Origin of the sequence: Microbacterium testaceum, assembly GCF_003075375.1 — a bacterium.
GTDB classification, from domain to species: Bacteria; Actinomycetota; Actinomycetes; order Actinomycetales; family Microbacteriaceae; genus Microbacterium; species Microbacterium testaceum_E.
The window spans coordinates 19,168-38,687 of sequence record NZ_QDFT01000031.1; the positions used below are offsets into that span (position 1 = coordinate 19,168).

Consider the following 19,520-nt stretch of genomic DNA (forward strand, 5'->3'; position numbering starts at 1 on the left):
TCCTTTGTGAGAAATCTTCAGAGGGATGCCACGGCGGCGGCCTCGACGGCGAGACCGGCCCGGTAGCGGTCGAGGTAGGCCGAGAAGCCGGCCACGTCGGCCGGTTCGGGCTCGGCCGTGACGATCGGCGCGTCGGCGAAGACCGCCTCGCGCAGGTAGGTGTCGAGGTCGCGGCCCTGGCCGTCGGCGACGTAGGCCGCGAGCACCGCGATGCCCCAGGCCCCGCCCTCGGACGCCGTCTCGGCGACCGCGACGGGCGCGTCGAGCGCCGCGGCGAGGAAGCGCTGGGCGACGCCGGCCGTGCGGAACATGCCGCCGTGGGCGTACATCTTGTCGAGCTCCACGCCCTCGCCGTGCAGGACGTCCATGCCCAGGGCGAGCGTGCCGAAGACGCCGTAGAGCTGCGCGCGCATGAAGTTCGGCAGCGTCAGGCGGCTGTCGGGCGTACGGACGACGAGGGGGCGTCCCTCGTCGAGACCCGCGATGGGCTCGCCGGCCAGGTGGTTGTACGCCAGCAGCCCGCCGGCGTCGGTCTCTCCCTCGAGGGCGGCCGAGAAGAGCGCCGCGTAGGTGGCATCCGGGGTCACTGGAGTACCCGCGGCCGCGGCGAACGCGGTGAACATGTTGGCCCACGCGGCGAGCTCGCTCGCGCCGTTGTTGCAGTGCACCATCGCCACCGCGTCGCCCGAGGGCGTCGTGACCAGGTCGAGTTCGTGGTGCACCTGCGCGAGCGGCCGTTCGAGCACCACCATCGCGAAGATGCTCGTGCCCGCGCTGACGTTGCCCGTACGGGGCGCGACGGCGCCGGTCGCGACCATCCCGGTGCCGGCGTCGCCCTCGGGGGGAGCGAAGGGGATGCCGGGGCGCAGGGTTCCACTCGGATCCAGCAGCTGCGCACCCTCGACGGTGAGCGCACCGGCCGACGCACCCGCGACGAGCGACTGCGGCAGCAGGTCCTTCAGCGCGGGGACGCGACCGGCGGCCAGCTCGTCGTAGCGCGCGACGAGCTCGGCGTCGTAGTCGCGGGTGGCGGAGTCGATGGGGAACATGCCCGACGCGTCGCCCACACCCAGGACCTTCTCGCCGGTGAGCTTCCAGTGCACGTACCCGGCGAGGGTGGTGAGGAAGCGGATCTCGGGGACGTGGGGCTCGGCATCGACGACGGCCTGATGCAGGTGCGCGATCGACCAGCGCAGCGGGATGTTCACGCCGAGCAGCTCGGTGAGCTCGGCCGCGGCGACGCCCGTGTTGGTGTTGCGCCACGTGCGGAAGGGGGCGAGCAGCTCTCCGTCGGCGTCGAACGCGAGGTAGCCGTGCATCATCGCCGAGACGCCCATCGCGGCGTAGCGCTCGGGGGTGACGCCGTACTGCTGACGGACGTTGTGGACCAGCTCGGCGTAGGCCGCTTGCAGGCCCGACCAGACGGCATCCAGCGAATAGGTCCACAGCTTGTCGGCGTAGACGTTCTCCCACTCGTGGGAGCCGGTGGCCAGCACCTCGGCGTCGGGGCCGATGAGGCACGCCTTGATGCGGGTCGAGCCGAGCTCGATGCCGAGGCTCGCCCGGCCTTCGGTGATGTGCGCGTTCATCGACGGTCGTCCGTGCTCTGTCCGTAGACGTTCTGGTAGCGCTCGTAGAGGGCGTCGATCTTGTCCTGCGGGATGGGGATGAGCGGGCCCGCCTCGCGCGCGATGTGCACCGTGCGCGCGACGTCCTCGAGCATGATGGCGGCCTTGACGGCGTCCTTCGCGCTCGATCCGATGGTGAAGGGGCCGTGGTTCTGCATGATGACGCCGCGCGAGCGGTGACCGCGCAGGGTCTCGACGATGCCGCGACCGATCGAGTCGTCGCCGATGATCGCGAACGGACCGACCGGGATGGGCCCGCCGAACTCGTCCGCCATCGCGGTGATGACGCAGGGGATCTCTTCTCCCCGGGCGGCCCACGCGACGCCGTAGGTGGAGTGCGTGTGCACGACGCCCCCGACCTCGGGCATGTTGCGGTAGACGTAGGCGTGGGCGGCGGTATCGCTCGAGGGGCTGCGCTCGCTGCCGGGGGCGCCGGGGATGGCGTTGCCGTCGAGGTCGCAGAGGATCATGTTCTCGGGCGCGAGGTCGTCGTACGAGACGCCGGAGGGCTTGATCACGAACAGGTCGGCGCCGGGGACGCGGCCCGAGACGTTGCCGCCCGTCCAGACGATGAGGTTGTAGCGCACGAGCTCGGCGTGCAGTTTCGCGACGTCGGCGCGGACGGCGTCGATCGCCTCCTGCACCTCGGGCGCGAACGTGGCGGCATCGGACACGCGTGTCTCCTTCGACGTGGTTCGGGGTGGGGCGCGGCGCCCTCGCGTCGCAATGTTACCGGTAACATCGCGCATTCGCGAGAGGTGGGTTCCTGAGGGCGAGTGTCTCCGGGGTTTGGGGCGCGATCATGCGTTCGGGGCGTGTGATGAACGCCCCGAACGCAGGGATCCGCCCCGAAACCCGTGTATCGGATGCCACGACCCGGCAGCCGACCGGGCCGGGCTCCTGAGATCGCGAACGGAAACGTCGAGCCGCCGCTCCACACGTTCTTCACCGATCCCGAGCACATCGTCCGCTGGTCGATCTCCACACGGGGGACGTACCGGGAACGCCTCCCTGCCGTCGCCGCCGAGCGCCCCGAGCTTCCGATCGTGCGCCTGCGCTCGATACGGCATCTCGGGCGTTTCGCCCGCCACCGGCGATCCGCCGCTCCTCGCCCGTCAGCGCGGGGTTGCGGTCGAGGCGCGCGGCACCAGCACCGGCGGCGCGGGAGCCGTCGGCTCGTCGCCCAGCACCCGGGCGACGGCCTCCGCCGCTTCGCCCTCCACGTCGAGGCGCACCGTGGTGAGCGCGGGCGTGTAGAAGGCGGCATCCGGGTTGTCATCGAAGCCGGCGACCGAGACGTCGGCCGGAACCGCGAGCCCGCGGGCGGCGAGCCCGGCCATCAGCCCGAGAGCCATCTGATCGTTGGCGACCGCCACCGCGGTGGCACCGGCGCGCACGTGCGCGGCGACCGTATCGGCGACGGCCGCACCGGAACCGGCGCTCCAGTCCCCCTCTACCCGACCCTCCCGCGTGAGCCTGCGACGATCGACCGCATCCGCGACCCCGGCCGTGCGCGCGAGCGCTTCGCGCCAGTCGGCGGGGCCGGCGAGCTCGACGATGCGGCGGTGTCCGAGGTCGGCCAGATGGTCCACGGCGAGCGCGGCCGCCTCGCGCTGGCGGGTCCCGGATTCGCCGTAGAGCGGCACGATGGGCACCGCGTACCCCTCGAGGGGGGTCGCGCCGTGAGCAGCGACAAGGACGATGCCGTCGACGCCCTGGTCGAGCAGGTGCTGGACGGCGGCGTCGATGTCGGCGGGGTCGTCGGAGTCGGTGTAGGCGGTCGAGATCCACCGTCCCCGGGCCCGCGCGGCGCGTTCGAGGGCGGCGATCCCGGCGGCCGGGCCGTGCAGGACGGCATCGGATGCCACCACCCCCACGGTGCGCGTCAGGCTCGTGCCGAGAGCGCGGGCGGCGTTGTTGACGCGGTAGTCGAGGGCGGCGACGGCGTCGAGCACCCGCTCGCGTGTGGCGTCGCGGATGCCCGGGTAGTCGTTCAGCACCCGCGAGACGGTCTGCGTCGACACCCCCGCGGCGGCCGCGACGTCGCGCACGCCGATGCGCCTGCCGCCGTTGTCGCCGCTCATGGTGACTCACAGTAGCGGCGCGCGCGACCGGCCAACGCACACGCGAGCGGGCGCGAGGCCTGGGACCGCTCCCGAGAAGAGCCCGTCGACGCCCCCCTTACAAGACGTCGACGGGCCTGTCTCTACTCTGGCCCACCCTCATGGGGCCGAACCAGAGGGTTGCTCTCGCGGAGGATGAGCGTCCTGCGCGCCGCGGCCTGCGCTTTCGCGTCGCGACCGCCCCTCATTCCCGTGCGCGCAGCGCCGCCACCCGGTCGTATTCCGCGCGGACCGCGGGGCGATGGTCGGGGTCGACGGCCCGCGTGGTGGCGACCGTCCAGTCGACCGGCCCCCCGGCGAGGACTCCGGCCGCCTGTCGCGCCGCACCGAGGGCGACGTACTCCCCCGCCGCGGGCACGACGATCTCGGCGTCGAACACCTGCGCGGCGATCCGCGCGACCCCCTCGTTCGCCGCCGCCCCACCGATCAGCAGGATGCGCCGGACCTCCACCCCTTGCGCCTGGATGGCCTCGAGGCCGACCGCCAGGCCGCTGAGCATGCCCTCGATCGCCGCGCGGGCGAGGTTCTCCCGAGTGGTGGATGCCAGGGTCAAACCGGTCAGCGAGGCTTTCGCGTCCGGCAGGTTGGGGGTGCGCTCTCCCTCGAACCACGGCACGAGCACGACGCCGCCCGCGCCAGGCTCCGCCTCCAGCGCGAGCGCGCCGAGCTCCTCGTGCGAAACGCCCAGCAGCCTCGCCACGGCGTCCAGGACGCGGGCCGCGTTCAACGTCGCGACCAGCGGCAGGAAGCGCCCGGTCGCGTCGGCGAAACCGGCGACGGTGCCGGTGGTGTCGGCCGTGGGGGCCTCGGCGACCGCGAACACCGTGCCGGATGTGCCCAGCGACACCACGACGTCACCCGGGCCCGCCCCCAGGCCCAGCGCCGCGCCGGCGTTGTCGCCCGCACCCGGCCCGACGTGGGCGCCACCGGGCAGGGTGCCGGCGCTCTCCCACGGCCCGAGGACGCGCGGCAGCGTCGCGTCGTGGCCGAGCGCGCGGCGGAACAGGTCGAGGTCGTAGCCGTCGGCCCCCCAGTACGCGGTGCCCGAGGCATCCGATCGGTCCGTGACGAGTTCGTCGAAGACGGCGTTGCCCGGCCCGAATCCGCGCAGCCGCCAGGTGAGCCAGTCGTGCGGCAGCGCGACCGCCGCGACGCGGGCGGCGTGGGCCGGCTCGGCATCCCGCAGCCACCGCAGCTTGGTGCCCGTGAACGACGCGACCGGCACGGCGCCCGTGCGCGCGGCGTACGCCTCGGCGCCGACCTCGGCGATGAGGTCACGCGCCGCCGACGCCGAGCGGGTGTCGTTCCACAGCAGGGCATCGCGGATGACGGCGCCCTCGGCGTCCAGCACGACCATGCCGTGCTGCTGACCGGCGATCGACACCGCCGCGACGTCGTCCAGTCCGCCGGCCTGGACGATGGCATCCTGGAGCGCTCTCCACCACGCCTCGGGGTCGACCGAGGTCCCGGCGGGGTGCGACGCGCGCCCCTCGCGCACCACGCGCCCGCTGTCGGCGTCGACGACGACGACCTTGCACGACTGCGTCGACGAATCGATTCCCATGACGAGCGCCATGCTCACTCCTCCTGTTGTCGCCGCGCCGTCGCGGCATCCCGTTCAGTGTCCACGACACGCCGTCTCGCGCGGCGACGATGCGGCGTGTTCTGGACACTCGACGGGGGGGTGGGGGGGATAGGAGGGGCCCGGATGCCGTGGCATCCGGGCCCCGGGAGACTCAGCGGGCGCCGAGCAGGTGCTCGGTCGCGAGCTGCTGCAGACGGACGAACCCGAAGCCCTTGCCGCCGAGGTACGCGTCGGTGTCGAAGTCCTCGTAGGCCGAGCGGTCGGCGAGCAGGTCGTCGTAGCTCTCGCCCTCGTTCAGCGTCGGCTGGGCCAGCTCGAGCACCTTGGCGGCCTCAAGGGCCTCCTGCACCTCGGGGTCGGCGCGAAAGGCCGCGGCGCGCTCCTTGAGCAGCAGGTAGGTGTTCATGTTGGCCGAGACGGAGTCCCAGACGCCCGTCTCGTCCTCGGTGCGCGAGGGCTTGTAGTCGAAGTGGCGGGGGCCGTCGTAGGCGGGGACGCCGCCGGGGCCGCCGTTCTCGAGCAGGTCGACCAGCGCGAAGGCGTTGTGCAGGTCGCCGTGACCGAACACGAGGTCCTGGTCGTACTTGATGCCGCGCTGACCGTTGAGGTCGATGTGGAAGAGCTTGCCGTGGTACAGCGCCTGGGCGATTCCGGCGGCGAAGTTCAGACCGGCCATCTGCTCGTGGCCGACCTCGGGGTTCAGACCCACGAGCTCGGGGCGCTCGAGCGAGTCGATGAAGGCGATCGCGTGACCGAGCGTCGGCAGCAGGATGTCGCCGCGGGGCTCGTTGGGCTTGGGCTCGATCGCGAAGCGGATGTCGTAACCCTTGTCGGTGACGTAGTCGCCGAGCAGGTTGACGGCCTCGCGGTAGCGCTCCAGCGCCTGACGGACGTCCTTGGCCGAGTCGTACTCGGCACCCTCGCGGCCGCCCCACATGACGAAGGTCTGAGCTCCCAGCTCAGCGGCGAGGTCGAGGTTGCGCAGCACCTTGCGCAGAGCGAAGCGACGCACCTGGCGGTCGTTCGAGGTGAAACCGCCGTCCTTGAAGACGGGGGCCGAGAAGAGGTTCGTGGTGACCATCGGCGTGATGATGCCGGTGTCCTTCATCGCGCCCTTGAGGCGGTCGATCTGCGTCTGACGCTCGGCATCGGTCGAGCCGAAGGCGAACAGGTCGTCGTCGTGGAAGGTCAGGCCGTAGGCACCGAGCTCGGCGAGCTTCTCGACGACGTGCACGACGTCGAGGGGCTGGCGGGTGGGGCCGCCGAACGGGTCGGTGCCGTTGTATCCGACGGTCCAGAGTCCGAACGAGAACTTGTCATCGCGGGTGGGGGTGGGCATTCCTGCTCCTTCGCATGGACGCACGAGTGCGCGGGAGCGCACCGTCGGGTTTGTTGGTTTTCACAACATATACCCCGGATGCCGCCGCGTCCACCCCCGCGTCAGCGCGAGAGCGCGGCATCCACCACCGCGAACACCGCGGGGTCCCACGTCAGCGCGCGCTCGCGTGGCAGACCGAACGCATCGGTGAAGAAGATGCTGTGCACGTGGTCGGGGAACGAGTGCCGCGTCACCCGCGGCAGCACCGCGGCGGGCACGTGATCGGCGCGACCGCTGGTGAGCGAGACCAGACCGTCGTGCGGCCACAGCTGCGCCGGCTCTGTCGCCGCGGCGAAGTACCCCGCGCCGATCGCGGTGACCGGGATGCCGTCGAGAACGCCCGCCTGCCGGTCGTTCCACGCGCGCAGGTAGCGTCGCGACACCTCGGCCGCGGCCCCCTGCGAGTTCGCCGCCGCGTAGGGCCGCGCCTCGGCGAAGATCTGCAAGGTCGCCGGGTCGCCGTGGGCGTCCGCCTCGGAGATCTCGTCGTCGACCAGGTCGCCCAGCACCGAGCCGTCCCAGGGCGTGCCGAGGGTCACCAGCCGCTCGACGCGCGGACCGTCACCGGCGAGCTCGCGGATCGCGGCGCGCGAGAACAGCCCGCCCATCGAGTGCCCGACCAGGTCGACGCTCGAGAGCCCGTGCGCGGACGACAGCCACCGCAGAAAGGCGGCGAGCGCGACGCCGGCGACGTCGATCGACCCGACCGCGTTGATCGTGACCTCGGCGGGCAGCACGACGGGAACGTCGTCGAAGCCCTGCCACCCGGCATCCCTCTCGACCGTGCCGACCCCGATGCGGGCCGGGGCGGTGAAGACGGGAACCCCCGCCGTGCGCAGGTGCTCGCGCAGCGCCGTCATGGTGTTGCCGGCCGCCAGGCCCGAGGCGGCCGCGCGGTCGGAATCGGTGAACGGGGTGACGGCGGCGCCACCGGAGACGAGGACGACGGCATCGGCCATGGGCGGGCTCCTTCGGAGGTCGGATCCCGGTCAGGATAGGGCAGTCCCCCGACACCGCCCGACCACGTCGCCCCCACCCCGTCGAGTGTCCACGACGCGCCGCGTCGCCCCCGCCCGTTTCGGCGTGCCCTGGACACTCAACCAGCCGGGGCGGGGCCTGGGCCTGGGCCCGGGCCGGAGCGCCGTGGGCCGCGGGCCGGGGGCGGGGCCGGAGGGCGGGACCGGAGGGCGGGGCCGGGGGCGGGGCGCTCAGCGCGGGAGGGCGTCCTCGATCGCGGCGACGACCTCGGGGGCGTCGGGCAGGGTCCGCGGGCTGAACCGCGTCACCCGGCCGTCGGGCGAGACGACGAACTTCTCGAAGTTCCACGAGATGCGGCCGGTCTTGCCCTCGGCATCCGGGGTCGAGGTCAGCTCTTTGTACAGCGGGTGGGCGTGACGGCCGTTGATCTTGACCTTCTCGGACATCGGGAAGGTCACCCCCCAGGTCGCGGAGCAGTACTCGGCGATCTTGTCCTCGTCGCTGAGCTCCTGCAGGAACTGGTTGCTGGGGAAGCCGATGACGGTGAAGCCGCGATCGGCGTATTTCTTGTGCAGCGCCTCGAGCGCCTCGTACTGCGGAGCCAAGCCGCATCGCGAGGCGACGTTGACCACGAGCGCCGCCTTGCCCGCGGTCAGGTCGCCGAACGTCGTCTCTTCGCCGCGGATGGTCGTGATGGGGATACCGGAGAGATCCATGATCCGATCCTGGCACCGCCCGGTTGTGGCCGGGGTGGGAGTCGGGCGCCGCATTCCGCACACGCGGCGTGGCACAGTGGTCGGATGGTCACCGCGGGCAGTCGGGGCGACGGCATGCGCCGCGCCAACCTGGCCCTCGTGCTGCGCACCGTGCATCGGGCGGGTCCGCGTTCGCGCGCGGCGCTCACCGAGGCGACGGGACTGAACCGCTCGACGATCGCCGATCTCGTGGGCGAGCTGCAGCGATCCGGCCTGGTCGTCGAGACGGCGTCCGCGGCGCAGGGCCGGGTCGGGCGACCGTCGCCGATCGTGCAGCCCGACCCGCGGGTGGTCGCGGTCGCGGCCAACCCCGAGGTCGATGCCCTCGACCTGGGCGCCGTGGCGTTCGACGGCACGATCGTGGTGCGCGAGCGCCTCGACCAGCACGAGCTGCTCACCCCGGAACGCACCGCCGCGCTCATCGCCGACCGCGTCACCGCCTGGCGCGACGGCCCCCTCCGCGATGCGCGCGTCGTCGGGATCGGCGTGGCCGTCCCGGGCCCCGTCCGCGCCGCCGACGGCCTGGTGCGAGAGGCCCCGCACCTGGGATGGGCCGACGCGCCTCTGGCACGGATGGTGACGGATGCCACGGGCCTGGCGACCCACGTCGCCAACGACGCGGCGCTCGGCGCCCTGGCCGAGCACCTGTTCGGGGCCGCGCGCGGCGTCGACGACGTCGTCTACCTCAACGGCGGAGCGAGCGGCATCGGTGGAGCGGTCATCGTGGGCGGTGTTCCCCTCGGCGGAGCCGGGGGGTACGCGGGCGAGTTCGGACAGAACCGGCCCGGCATCGTCGACCCCTCCGATCGCCGCGCCGCCGACGGCGTCCTCGAGGACGAAGTGAGTCGCGCGCTGCTGCTGGCGGCCGTGGGCCGGGGTTCCGGCGACGACGCGGCCCTGGCCGAGGCCCTGGCGGGCGACGCCGATGCGGCGGCCCGCGCCGAGATCGCCCGGCAGCGCCGCATCCTCGCCACCGCCCTCGCCAACGCCGCGAACGTGCTGAACCCCGCGGTCATCGTGCTGGGCGGTTTCCTCGCGACCCTCGCCGAGCTCGACCTGGCGGGGCTGGACGCGCAGGTGCGCGCGCAGACCATGCCCGCGTGCGCCGAGGGCTTGACGCTGGCCACGGCCGATCTCGGCGAGGACAGACTGCTCGTGGGCGCCGCCGAGACGGTGTTCGACGCGACGCTGTTCCCCACGCGCTGACCTGCGCCATCGACCCCGGTGTCGGCGGTCCGGGGCAGGATGGAGGGGCGACGACGCGAGGAGCCTCCATGATCGACACCCGAGCGGCCGGTACCACCTGGTCGGGCAACCACCGCTACCGCGCCCCCGAGGTGCTGCTCCCGGCCGACGCCGACGAGCTCGCCGAGGTCGTGGCCTCCGCCGATCTGCTGCGCGTGCAGGCCACGCGCCACACGTTCAACGACATCGCCGACAGCGAGGGCACCCTCGTGTCGCTCGAGCGCATGCCCACGCGCATCGCGATCGACGGCGACCGCGTGCGCGTCGAGGGACTCGTGACCTTCGCCGAGCTCGCCCCGGTGCTCGAGGCCGAGGGCCGGGCGCTGCACAACCTCGGCTCGCTCCCGCACATCTCCGTCACCGGCGCCACGGCGACCGGCACCCACGGTTCGGGGGTGACCAACGGCAATCTGTCGAGCGCGCTGACCGCGGTCGAGATCGTGGATGCCGACGGCACCACGCACCGCATCGACCACGACGACCCGCGATTCCCGGCGGCAGCCCTCAGCCTGGGGGCCCTCGGCGTGATCACGGCCGTCGAGCTGCGCACCGAGCCCACCTACGCCGTCACCCAGCAGGCCTACACCGGCGTGGCGTGGGACGACATCGCCGCCGACCCGATCGCGGTCCTGGGCGGCGCGCGCAGCGTGAGCATCTTCACCACGTGGGGCGACCCGGCCCACGACCTGGTCTGGGCAAAGAGCGACACGGGGACGACCGGCTGGGTCGAAGAGCTGGGCGGTCGACCGGTGGGCGACGACATCCACCTCGGCCGCATCCGCACGGTCGACAACACCACCCCGCGCGGCAGCTCGGGGCCGTGGCACACGCGGCTGCCGCACTTCCGCGCCGACGCGCTGCCCAGTGACGGCGACGAGATCCAGTCCGAGTACTTCGTGCCCCTGGCGCACGCCGCCGAGGCCCTCGCGGCCGTGCGGGCCGTCGCGCCGTCCTTCGACGCGCAGCTGCTGGTCACCGAGCTGCGCACCGTCGCCGCCGACGAGCTGTGGCTCAGCCCGGCGTACCGCCGCGACGTCCTCGCGATCCACTTCACCTGGCGCAACGACACCGACGGCGTGCTGTCGGTGCTGCCGCACATCGAGGCCGCGCTCGCGCCGTTCGACGCGCGCCCGCACTGGGGCAAGGCGTACACGATGCCCGGTGATCGTGTGCGGGCGACGCTGCCGCGCGCGCAGGAGTTCAAGGACGTCGTGCGCCAGGCCGACCCGCGCGGCGTGTTCCGCAACACCTACCTGCGCGGGGTGCTGGGCCCGTAACCCGGCCGTCCGCGACGGGGGCGGAGCGCCACGCCCTCAGAGCGCGCGCAGGAAGCCCGTGATCGCGTCGTGGAAGCGACGCGGATCCTGGTTCGCCTCGTTGCAGTGGCCGCTCGCGTCGAAGGCGACGAGCTCGGCATCCGGATGCCGCTTCACGTACGCCATCGACCCGCTCACCGGGACGACCGGGTCGCGCAGGCTGTGCACGATCAGCGTCGGCACCGCCGGCGCCGGACGCGGCCCGTCCACCCAGTTCAGGGCGCGGGCGTCCACCGCCTCGATGAGCCCCAGCGCGCGGGAGCCGAGGCGGCTGCCGAGCACCGCGAGCGCCGCCGCACCGACCGAGGCGGGCAGCCGCGCGCCCCGGATCGCGCGGTCGACGATACGGGTCCAGTCCAGGGCCGGCGCGATGAGCACGAGCCCCGCGACGGCCTCGCGGTGGACGGAGCGCTCGAGCGCGAGCATCGCGATCGTCCCGCCCATCGACCACGCCACCAGCACGATCTCCCGAGCGCCCCGTGACACCGCGTAGCCGATCGCGTCGTCCACATCGCGCCACTCGCGCGTCCCCAGAGAGGACGGCAGCGACTCGGCGGGAGCGGCCTCGTCGTCGCCGGCGTACGACACGACGAGCGACATCCACCCGGCGTCCGCGGCAGCGGGGGTCGAGCGCAGAGCGCCGTGGCGGCTCGAGCGCAGACCGTGCACGTGGATGGTCCAGCGCCCGTCGGCGGCATCCGCGTCTCCGATCTCCCACGCGTCGGCGGTGCCTCCGCGGGTGAGCGGGATCGCGACGTGCCGGGTCGGTCCGACGGACTCGGGGGTGCCGATGCTCTGCGAGGTCCAGGCGCCCGCGGCCTCGCCGTCGGCAAGGTGGGCGGGGCGCGTGAGCAGCGCGCGTTCGATCCGCTCGCCCTCGTCGCCGACGATGTCGCCGATCACGAGGTGGGAGCCGTCCGGAAGCCACATGCCGTACGTCCCCGGCTGCCGGCTGTCGGCGGTGGCGGCGACCGAGACGGTGCCGTCCCCGATGCGGATCGGGGCGTAGCTCTTCGCCGCGCGGGGGGCGATCAGGCGGCGCGCGACGTACCCGCCGAGGGCCGCATGGGCGGCCAGGGCGACGGCACCGGTGGCGGCGGCACCGACGGTGAGGGAACGGATCATGGGCGGACTCCCGGGAGGTCGCGGGTCAGGTGGAGGTCGACGGCGTCGAGCAGTCCCCGTTCGCCGGCGTCGAGCGGCGTCGAGGTGGCGATCGCGCGGTCCTCGACCGCGACCCTCAGTGCGTGCAGGCGCCCGTCCGTCCCGCCGCCCGCGGCCGCCTCGGCGACGCCGCGCGTGCGGGCGACCGTGCGCAGGTCATCGAGCAGGGTCTCGCCCCGGCGACGGATGAGCGTCGACACCCGCGAGGAGCGCAGGATGCCGATGACGAAGGCGAGGACGCCCAGGTAGAAGAGGGGGTCGAAGAGGGCGCTGACGACCGCGTTCGGGGCGAAGAAGCGGGTGAGGGTGAGGTCGACGATCTCGCTCACGCAGCCCAGCACGATGCCGATCGCTCCGGCGCGGAACCACGGGCGCACCCCCGGCAGGGAACGACTCGCCGAGGTGCACAGCAGCACGCCCAGTCCCGCGATCCCGGCCATGTGCACGACGCCGTACACCCACGCTCCAGTCGAGGTGACGACGGCATCCTCGATGAAGCGGAACGACGACGTCCCTCGCTCGGGCAACGCGACGAAGAAGACCGCGGCGAACATCGCGGCGAGCGACGCCGGAAGGCCCCACCGCAGCGTCCGCACCCGAGCGGTCAGGGGCGCCGTCCCGGCCTGGATGCCGAGCCACAGCGCCACCATCGTCAGGACGTTCTGGACGAGTTTGAGGATGTTGGTCCCGCCCAGCAGGCCGTCCATCAGCGGCAGGGGGACGACCGTTCCCTGCGTCAGCAGCGCCACGGCCCCGACCAGTGCGGCGAGCCAGGCGATACGGGTCCGCGGCTGACGCACCGCGGTGCGCGCGCGGGCGATGACCACCAGCAGCAGGGCCGCCAGCGCGACGTCGATCAGGACGACGGTCACCAGGATTCCTCGGCGACCCGGGGGCCCGCGTAGCGCAGCCCCGCGATACGGTGGGCGATGTGCTCGGCGACCAGCTCGGCCTCGGCCTCGGGCGAGGTGAGGCGGGGGTCGTCGTGCGGGGGGACCGAGGAGCGCTCCCAGAACGCCCCGGCGCAGTGGGCGTCGTCGAGCAGGTGTCCCAGTTCGTGCGAGGCGGCGAACTCGCGGTACACCGGCGCATCCGCGGCACGGACGTGGATGCTCCCCTCGCGACGACCCGGGAAGAACGTCAGGAATCCCGTCAGCGTGCCCCATCCGGACGTGTCGGGTTCGGCGACGACCCGCAGACGGATGCCGAGAGCCCCCTCGACCGCGCCGACGACCTCGGCGAAGGTCATCCCGGGGACGAGGTGCGCCCGAGCGACCGCGCGGTCGACGCGGGCGCGCACGCGCGCCATCGCCTCTTGCGTCTCGGTCACAACCGTTTCCCGTCGATCGATCAGGTGGCGGGCGGTCCGCCGCGCAGTGAGCGGGCGATCGCCCGCAGCGCATCGGGCGACATCTGCCCGAGCGCACGGAAGTGCACGGCGCTCGCCCCCGCCGCGCGCATGGCATCCCGCAGCTCGAGTTCGGCCTCGGTGCGATCGGTCACGGCCTCGTCGGTGTAGTCGATGAGGTATTCGCCGGGGACGTCGGCCCAGTGCGCGATCAGGCGCAGCACCTCTTCGTCCAGCACGACGGTGTTCGTCTCAGCCGACAGCAGCGCACGGGCGCTGTCGGCGAGGGCCGGGTCGATGCCCGCGAGGTGGTCGAGCAGATCGCCGTCGGCCGCACCCTGGCTCGCCACGAGACGACGGACCCGCTCGGCGAGAGGACGCGCGGGCACGCGCATCCCGACGCGACTCGCGGACTCGGGGCTCGCGACCTCTTCGGGCGTGACGCCCAGGGCGGTGGCGAGGGCCTCGAGATCGTTGGTGTTGTACGGCAGCGAGAGACCGGCGCGCGACTGGTAGTAGCTCTTGGTCATCCCGGCGCGACTGAGCAGCTCGCCGACGGTGAGCCCTTTCGCCCGCCGCAGGCGATCCACGTTCGCCACCACTCGGCGGGAGTACCGCGAGGGTGGTCCGACTGCGCCTCGACCCACTCTCCGATCCTAAGCGACCGGGGTGATGGTCGTAATTACGATCCACCACCGGGTGCTATTTACGGAGTGCTGTGCTTGGATGGTCGAGCAGCGGGCGGAGTGGCCGTGGGGGACGCTCCGCCCGCGCAAGCCGGTCGTGGTCGGCCGACCGCACCGGCGGCGGGCACGACACCATTGGGGGGTGCCGTGCCCGCCCTCTTCGGTCCGGGGCCGGCGGTCCCGGCTCACCACGCGATGACCGCCTCAGGCGATGCGCCGCTCCCCCGGTCGCAGCACGCGCCACCACCGGTGGCCGTAGCCGTCGAGGGTGACGTCGAACCCGTCGCCGTCGAACGCCTCGCCGCCCGGCGCGTCGTCGAGCAGATCGACGAGACGCCAGCCCTCGGCATCCGCCCCCTCGATGCGCAGCCGGAAGGTGCGCCCGTCCGGGGCGAAGTTGTGGACCGCGACGAGCATCCCCAGCTCGCTCGTGACCGAGTGGGCCAGGACGCACGGGTGCGGTTGATCCAGGATGCCGAGCTCCCCCCAGCCGATCTCGGGCGACGCCCGGTAGTGGCGCACGAGGTTCTGGACGAAGCGCAGCATCGAGTCGGGGTCGCGGCGCTGCTGTGCGACGCTGACGTGCTCGGGTCCGAAGCCGCCCGGAACCACGTCGGCGACGAGCTCGTCCGCAGCCGAGAATCCCGCGTCGGCGTCCGCGGTCCACTGCATCGGCGTGCGCACGGCCGCGCGACTGCCCGAGATCGACGGATTCTCGCCCATGCCGATCTCTTCGCCGTAGTACAGCACCGGAGCTCCGGGCAGAGAGAACATCAGGCTGTAGACCATGCGGACGCGCCGGGGGTCGCCGTCGAGCATCGACGGCAGGCGGCGGGTGATGCCGCGCCCGTGGATGCGCTGCCCCTCCTCGGGGGCGAATGCGGCGAAGACCTCGTCGCGCTCGTCCGCGCTGAGCTGGTCGAGGGTGAGCTCGTCGTGGTTGCGCACGAAATTGCCCCACTGGTTGCCGCGGGCGATCTCGGGCCGCGACAGCAGCGCGTCGCGCAGCGGAGAGGCGTCGTGCCGGGCGAGAGCCAGGTACAGGCGCTGATTGGCGACGAAGTCGAACTGCATGGTCAACTCGTCGCCGTCGGCGTCGCCGAAGAAGCGCATCTGCTCGTCGTACGGCAGGTTGACCTCGCCGAGCATCATCGCGTGGCCGCTGCGACGCGAGACGTACCCCCGCAGGGCGCGCAGGAAGTCGTGTTCGGGACCGTCGTCTCCGTCGATGAGGTGGGGCACGGCATCCACGCGGAAACCGTCGATGCCGAGCTCGAGCCAGAACCCGATGACCTTGGCGATCTCTTCGCGCACCTCGGGGTGGTCGGTGGCCAGGTCGGGCTGGTGACGGTAGAAGGAGTGCTTGTAGAACTGCCCGGCGGTCTCGTCGAAGAACCAGACGCCGTCCTCGACGTCGGGGAACATGCTCGCGGGGGCGTCCTCGGGCACCTCGTCGCGCCACTGGTAGAAGTGCCGGTAGCGGTTGTCGGGGCTCTTGCGCGCCTCTCGGAACCAGGGATGCCGGTCCGAGGTGTGGTTCACGACGAGGTCCACGATCACCCGCATCCCGCGGTCGTGCGCGGTGCGCAGCACCTCGACCATGTCGCCGAGCGATCCGTAGCGCGGGTCGACGCCGTAATAGTCCTCGATGTCGTAGCCGTTGTCGCGCTGCGGAGAGGGGTAGAAGGGCGCGAGCCAGAGGCACGTGACGCCGAGCTCGGCGAGGTGGTCGAGCCGCTGGGCGAGACCGCGCAGGTCTCCGACACCGTCGTCGTCGGCATCCAGGTAGGTCTTGACGTCGAGGTTGTAGAAGACGGCGGTCTTCCACCACAGGTCGCTGGTGTCGGTGAGCCTCACGATGCCACCCCCGTCCGGTCGTCGGTGCGGAGCACGGTGTGCGGGGAGGTCGTCATCGGAGCCCTCTTCTCGGGAGCGGTGGCGTCTGTCCCTGTCGTTCCTATCGCGTCCGACCGCACCGACGGTTGCTCTTGCCCCGGTGCGGACGATGTGCGTCCCCGGTCCCGGACCGGGATCCGCGAGAGTGCCGGAGCCGCGCTCCGTGCGGCGCGACCACGCCGGGGCCGGGGCCGGGGCCGGGGCCGGGGCCGGGGCCGGGGCCGCAATATACGCCAACCGACGCCGCGACGGGGATTCCTTCTCTGCCGTAGCGCGCCAGCCGGTGGCTGCTTACTGTGGGCCCATTCGCGCAGTTTCACCGTCTCGATCATGGCGATAGACCTCGGTGAAGTCGCTCTCCCCCACTGGACACCAGAAGGAGCCCCCATGAGCCCGGATGACAAGACCAACACCTGCAGCTACCACATGGCCGGTAGCCTTCCGGCCGGCGGTGATCACCTCGGCGGCACCTTCGGCCAGGCACCGAGCCTGGACGGGTGGTACCCGCAGCGGTTGAAGGTCGAGCTGCTGCACCGCAACGGCGTCGCCGCCGACCCGCTGGGCGCCGATTTCGACTACGCGGCGGCGTTCGCCACGATCGACCTCGAGGCGCTCAAGGCGGACATCAAGGAACTGCTGACCACCTCGGTCGACTGGTGGCCGGCGGACTACGGCAACTACGGTCCTCAGATGATCCGCATGGCGTGGCACGCCGCCGGCACGTACCGCATCGCCGACGGACGTGGCGGGGCGGGGACCGCGATGCAGCGGTTCGCTCCGATCGGCAGCTGGTGGGACAACGGCAACACCGACAAGTCCCGTCGCCTGCTGCAGCCGATCAAGCACAAGTACGGGAACGCGCTGTCGTGGGCCGATCTGATGGTCCTGACCGGAAACTGCTCGCTCGAGCTGATGGGTCTGCCGACGTACGGCTTCGCGGGAGGACGACTCGACGCCTGGGAGCCCGACGACGGCACCTGGTGGGGCCCCGAGGTCTGGAACCCGCACAAGGTCGAGAGCCCCGACGAGATGGTCAGCCGGGACGAACGCTGGCACGGTCGGAACGGCGACGCGGATTACGACCTGCAGAGCCCGCTGGCCGCCTCCCACCAGGCCCTGATCTACGTCAACCCCGAGGGGCCGTACGCCAACGGCGACCCGATGGGCTCGGCGCGGGACATCCGCATCACCTTCACGCGCATGGCGATGAACGACGAAGAGACCGTCGCCCTCATCGCCGGCGGTCACGCGTTCGGAAAGAGCCACGGTCAGGTGCCCGCGTCCCAGATCGGCCCGTCGCCCGAGCTCGCGCCGATCGAGTCGATGGGTCTCGGCTGGCACAACCCGGTCGGCAGCGGCAACGCCGAGAACACCTCGACCAACGGCATCGAGGGCAGCTGGACCCCGAACCCGATCCAGTGGGACAACGCCTATCTCGAGAACCTGTTCGCGTACGACTGGGAGCAGACGAAGAGTCCTGCCGGCGCCCTGCAGTGGACGCCCACCGACCCGGACGCGCCGAAGACCCCCGACGCGCACGTCCCGGGTCAGATGAACCCGCTGATGATGATGACCTCGGACATCGCGCTCAAGGTCGACCCGGAGTACCGCGCCGTCTGCGAGCGCTTCCTGGCCGACTTCGACCTGTTCACGCTGGCGTTCTCGAAGGCCTGGTACAAGCTCACGCACCGCGACATGGGGCCCAAGCACCGGTATCTCGGCGCTGAGGTCACGATCTCCGACGACCTGCTGTGGCAGGATCCGCTCCCCGATGCGGACGGGACCGTGCTCGACGACAACGACGTGGCGGCCCTCAAGAAGGCCGTCCTCGAGACGGGGCTGTCCGTGTCCGACCTCGTCTACACGGCCTTCTCCGCCGCGTCCACCTACCGCGACAGCGACAAGCGAGGTGGCGCGAACGGCGGACGTCTCGCCCTCTCGCCGCAGAAGGACTGGGCGATCAACCGCCGCACCATCCCGGTGATCGACGCGCTGCGGACCGTGCAGTCGGACTTCGCCGCATCATCGGACGGACGACAGGTCTCGCTCGCGGATCTCATCGTCCTCGCCGGCACGGCCGCGGTCGAGCGGGCGGCACGGGCGGCGGGCTCCGACGCCGATGTCCCGTTCACGCCGGGCCGTGTCGACACCACCCAGGAGCTCACCGACATCGAGATGTTCGAGTGGCTGCGCCCCGTCGCCGACGGCTTCCGCAACTTCGTGTCCGAGCGCTTCGAGCAGTTCGCCCCCGGTGTCGCACCCGAGGCGGCGTTCCTCGACAAGGCGAACCTGTTCACGCTGACCGCGCCCGAGTGGGCCGTCCTCACGGCGGGGCTCCGCGTCCTCGGCGCGAACTGGGACGGGTCCGACCGGGGTGTGTTCACCGATCGCGTCGGTGTCCTCACGACGGATTTCTTCGTGAACCTGACCGACACCGACCTGGTCTGGACCAAGGACGACGACACCGCATCGACCTTCACCGGCCGCGTCCAGGCGACCGGCGAAGCGCGCTGGCGGGCCTCGCGCAACGACCTGGTGTTCGGCTCGAACGCGCAGCTCCGCTCGATCGCCGACGCCTACGCGGGCGCCGACGGGCAGGAGAGGTTCGTCCGCGACTTCGTCCAGGTCTGGTCGAAGGTCATGATGCTGGACCGCTACGACGTCAAGGGTCACAAGCGCTACGGAGCGATGGCCGCCTGACCCGCGCCGCCCTCATCGTCGCCCCCTCTCGTCTCGGAGAGGGGGCGACGTTCGTCTTCGCCGACGGTTCCGTGCGTCCGGAGTACCGGAGACGCACGCGGGCCCCCGTCCCGAGGGACGAGGACCCGCGCGGGGTGAGGTCAGTTCACCCGGGTACGGCGTTGGCCGATCGTCAGGGCCGCACCGGCGGCCACCATGAGCAGCGCACCGATCCCCAGGCCCCAGGGAAGGTCCGCACCGGTCGCGGCGAGCGCACCCGGAGCGACCACCTGCACGGGGATCGACGCGAACGTCCGACCGTCGTCGCGCACGATCACCAGCGTGTGAGTGCCGAGCGCGAAGTCCGCCGGCACATTCACACGGAACGTCACCGAACCGCGATCGTCGGCCTTCGGAATGCCCGTGATCACGAGCGGCTGGCTGTTCAGCGTCGCCGCGAGCTGCTCACCGGGCTTGACCCCCGTCACCGTCGCGGTGAACGACCCGCCGCGCTCGACACGCGAGGAGCTGACCGTGGCCGTGGTGCCCGCCGCCGCGTTCGCGACGGGAGTGGCGGACGCGGATGCCGAGGGGCTCGGCGACGAGGTGGGCTGACCGGTCGGGGCCGTCGTGGGTTCCGGCGACGCCGTGGGCTGGCCCGTCGGGGCCACCGTGGGCTCCGGCGAGGCGGTCGGCGACGCGGTCGGCGACGCCGTCGGCGACGCGGTCGGCGATGCCG

At 72.2% G+C, this 19,520-nt stretch carries 15 protein-coding genes and 1 pseudogene; 3 read left to right on the plus strand and 13 right to left on the minus strand.

Going from position 1 to position 19,520, the window contains the following annotated elements; all coding sequences use genetic code 11:
• Nucleotides 1-17: 17 nt before the first annotated feature.
• From DC432_RS11980 to DC432_RS12015, 7 genes are all read right to left on the minus strand, one after another.
• Complete coding sequence (locus DC432_RS11980; protein WP_116538091.1) at nucleotides 18-1,589, minus strand: xylulokinase; 1,572 nt, start codon at nucleotides 1,587-1,589, stop codon at nucleotides 18-20.
• The gene (locus DC432_RS11985; RefSeq protein WP_116538092.1) at nucleotides 1,586-2,302 is read right to left on the minus strand and encodes an L-ribulose-5-phosphate 4-epimerase; all 717 of its coding nucleotides are present in this window, start codon (nucleotides 2,300-2,302) and stop codon (nucleotides 1,586-1,588) included. Before DC432_RS11985 ends, DC432_RS11980 begins: the two co-directional genes overlap by 4 nt.
• A 441-nt stretch (nucleotides 2,303-2,743) precedes the next feature.
• Nucleotides 2,744-3,712, minus strand: a complete 969-nt coding sequence (locus DC432_RS11995; RefSeq protein WP_116538093.1) for a LacI family DNA-binding transcriptional regulator — start codon at nucleotides 3,710-3,712, stop codon at nucleotides 2,744-2,746.
• Nucleotides 3,713-3,935: 223 nt separating this feature from the next.
• Nucleotides 3,936-5,327, minus strand: coding sequence for a xylulokinase (xylB, locus tag DC432_RS12000; protein ID WP_116538094.1), 1,392 nt, complete (start codon nucleotides 5,325-5,327; stop codon nucleotides 3,936-3,938).
• 160 nt (nucleotides 5,328-5,487) lie between these two features.
• A complete protein-coding gene (gene xylA, locus DC432_RS12005) occupies nucleotides 5,488-6,675 on the minus strand; it encodes a xylose isomerase (RefSeq protein WP_116538095.1) in 1,188 nt (395 codons plus the stop codon).
• A 101-nt stretch (nucleotides 6,676-6,776) separates the two neighbouring features.
• Nucleotides 6,777-7,673, minus strand: a complete 897-nt coding sequence (locus tag DC432_RS12010; protein ID WP_116538096.1) for an esterase/lipase family protein — start codon at nucleotides 7,671-7,673, stop codon at nucleotides 6,777-6,779.
• A gap of 249 nt (nucleotides 7,674-7,922) precedes the next feature.
• Nucleotides 7,923-8,408 (minus strand): glutathione peroxidase, encoded by a 486-nt coding sequence (locus DC432_RS12015; protein ID WP_116538097.1) that lies wholly within the window; start codon nucleotides 8,406-8,408, stop codon nucleotides 7,923-7,925.
• Between the two features lie 84 nt (nucleotides 8,409-8,492).
• Here DC432_RS12015 and DC432_RS12020 point away from each other — a divergent pair, with 84 nt between their 5' ends.
• Entirely contained in the window at nucleotides 8,493-9,653 is a 1,161-nt protein-coding gene (locus DC432_RS12020; RefSeq protein ID WP_116538098.1) for an ROK family transcriptional regulator, read from the plus strand.
• A gap of 68 nt (nucleotides 9,654-9,721) precedes the next feature.
• Nucleotides 9,722-10,969, plus strand: coding sequence for a D-arabinono-1,4-lactone oxidase (locus DC432_RS12025; protein WP_116538099.1), 1,248 nt, complete (start codon nucleotides 9,722-9,724; stop codon nucleotides 10,967-10,969).
• Nucleotides 10,970-11,005: 36 nt separating this feature from the next.
• On the opposite strand, the gene DC432_RS12030 is transcribed toward DC432_RS12025, so the two are convergent.
• The 5 genes from DC432_RS12030 to DC432_RS12050 form a co-directional block, all read right to left on the minus strand.
• Entirely contained in the window at nucleotides 11,006-12,133 is a 1,128-nt protein-coding gene (locus DC432_RS12030) for an alpha/beta hydrolase (protein WP_116538100.1), read from the minus strand.
• Nucleotides 12,130-13,044 (minus strand): hypothetical protein, encoded by a 915-nt coding sequence (locus DC432_RS12035; RefSeq protein ID WP_116538101.1) that lies wholly within the window; start codon nucleotides 13,042-13,044, stop codon nucleotides 12,130-12,132. Before DC432_RS12035 ends, DC432_RS12030 begins: the two co-directional genes overlap by 4 nt.
• Nucleotides 13,041-13,502 (minus strand): hypothetical protein, encoded by a 462-nt coding sequence (locus DC432_RS12040; RefSeq protein ID WP_116538102.1) that lies wholly within the window; start codon nucleotides 13,500-13,502, stop codon nucleotides 13,041-13,043. The genes DC432_RS12035 and DC432_RS12040 overlap by 4 nt, the downstream gene beginning before the upstream one ends.
• Nucleotides 13,503-13,522: 20 nt before the next feature.
• Nucleotides 13,523-14,167, minus strand: coding sequence for a helix-turn-helix domain-containing protein (locus DC432_RS12045; RefSeq protein ID WP_207770815.1), 645 nt, complete (start codon nucleotides 14,165-14,167; stop codon nucleotides 13,523-13,525).
• A gap of 243 nt (nucleotides 14,168-14,410) precedes the next feature.
• Entirely contained in the window at nucleotides 14,411-16,063 is a 1,653-nt protein-coding gene (locus DC432_RS12050) for an alpha-amylase family protein (protein ID WP_116538104.1), read from the minus strand.
• 426 nt (nucleotides 16,064-16,489) lie between these two features.
• Between DC432_RS12050 and katG the strand changes: the two genes are divergently transcribed.
• A complete protein-coding gene (katG, locus tag DC432_RS12055) occupies nucleotides 16,490-18,802 on the plus strand; it encodes a catalase/peroxidase HPI (protein ID WP_116538105.1) in 2,313 nt (770 codons plus the stop codon).
• A gap of 140 nt (nucleotides 18,803-18,942) precedes the next feature.
• On the opposite strand, the pseudogene DC432_RS16455 reads toward katG, so the two are convergent.
• A pseudogene (locus DC432_RS16455) lies at nucleotides 18,943-19,520 on the minus strand (ExeM/NucH family extracellular endonuclease); the annotation flags it as partial.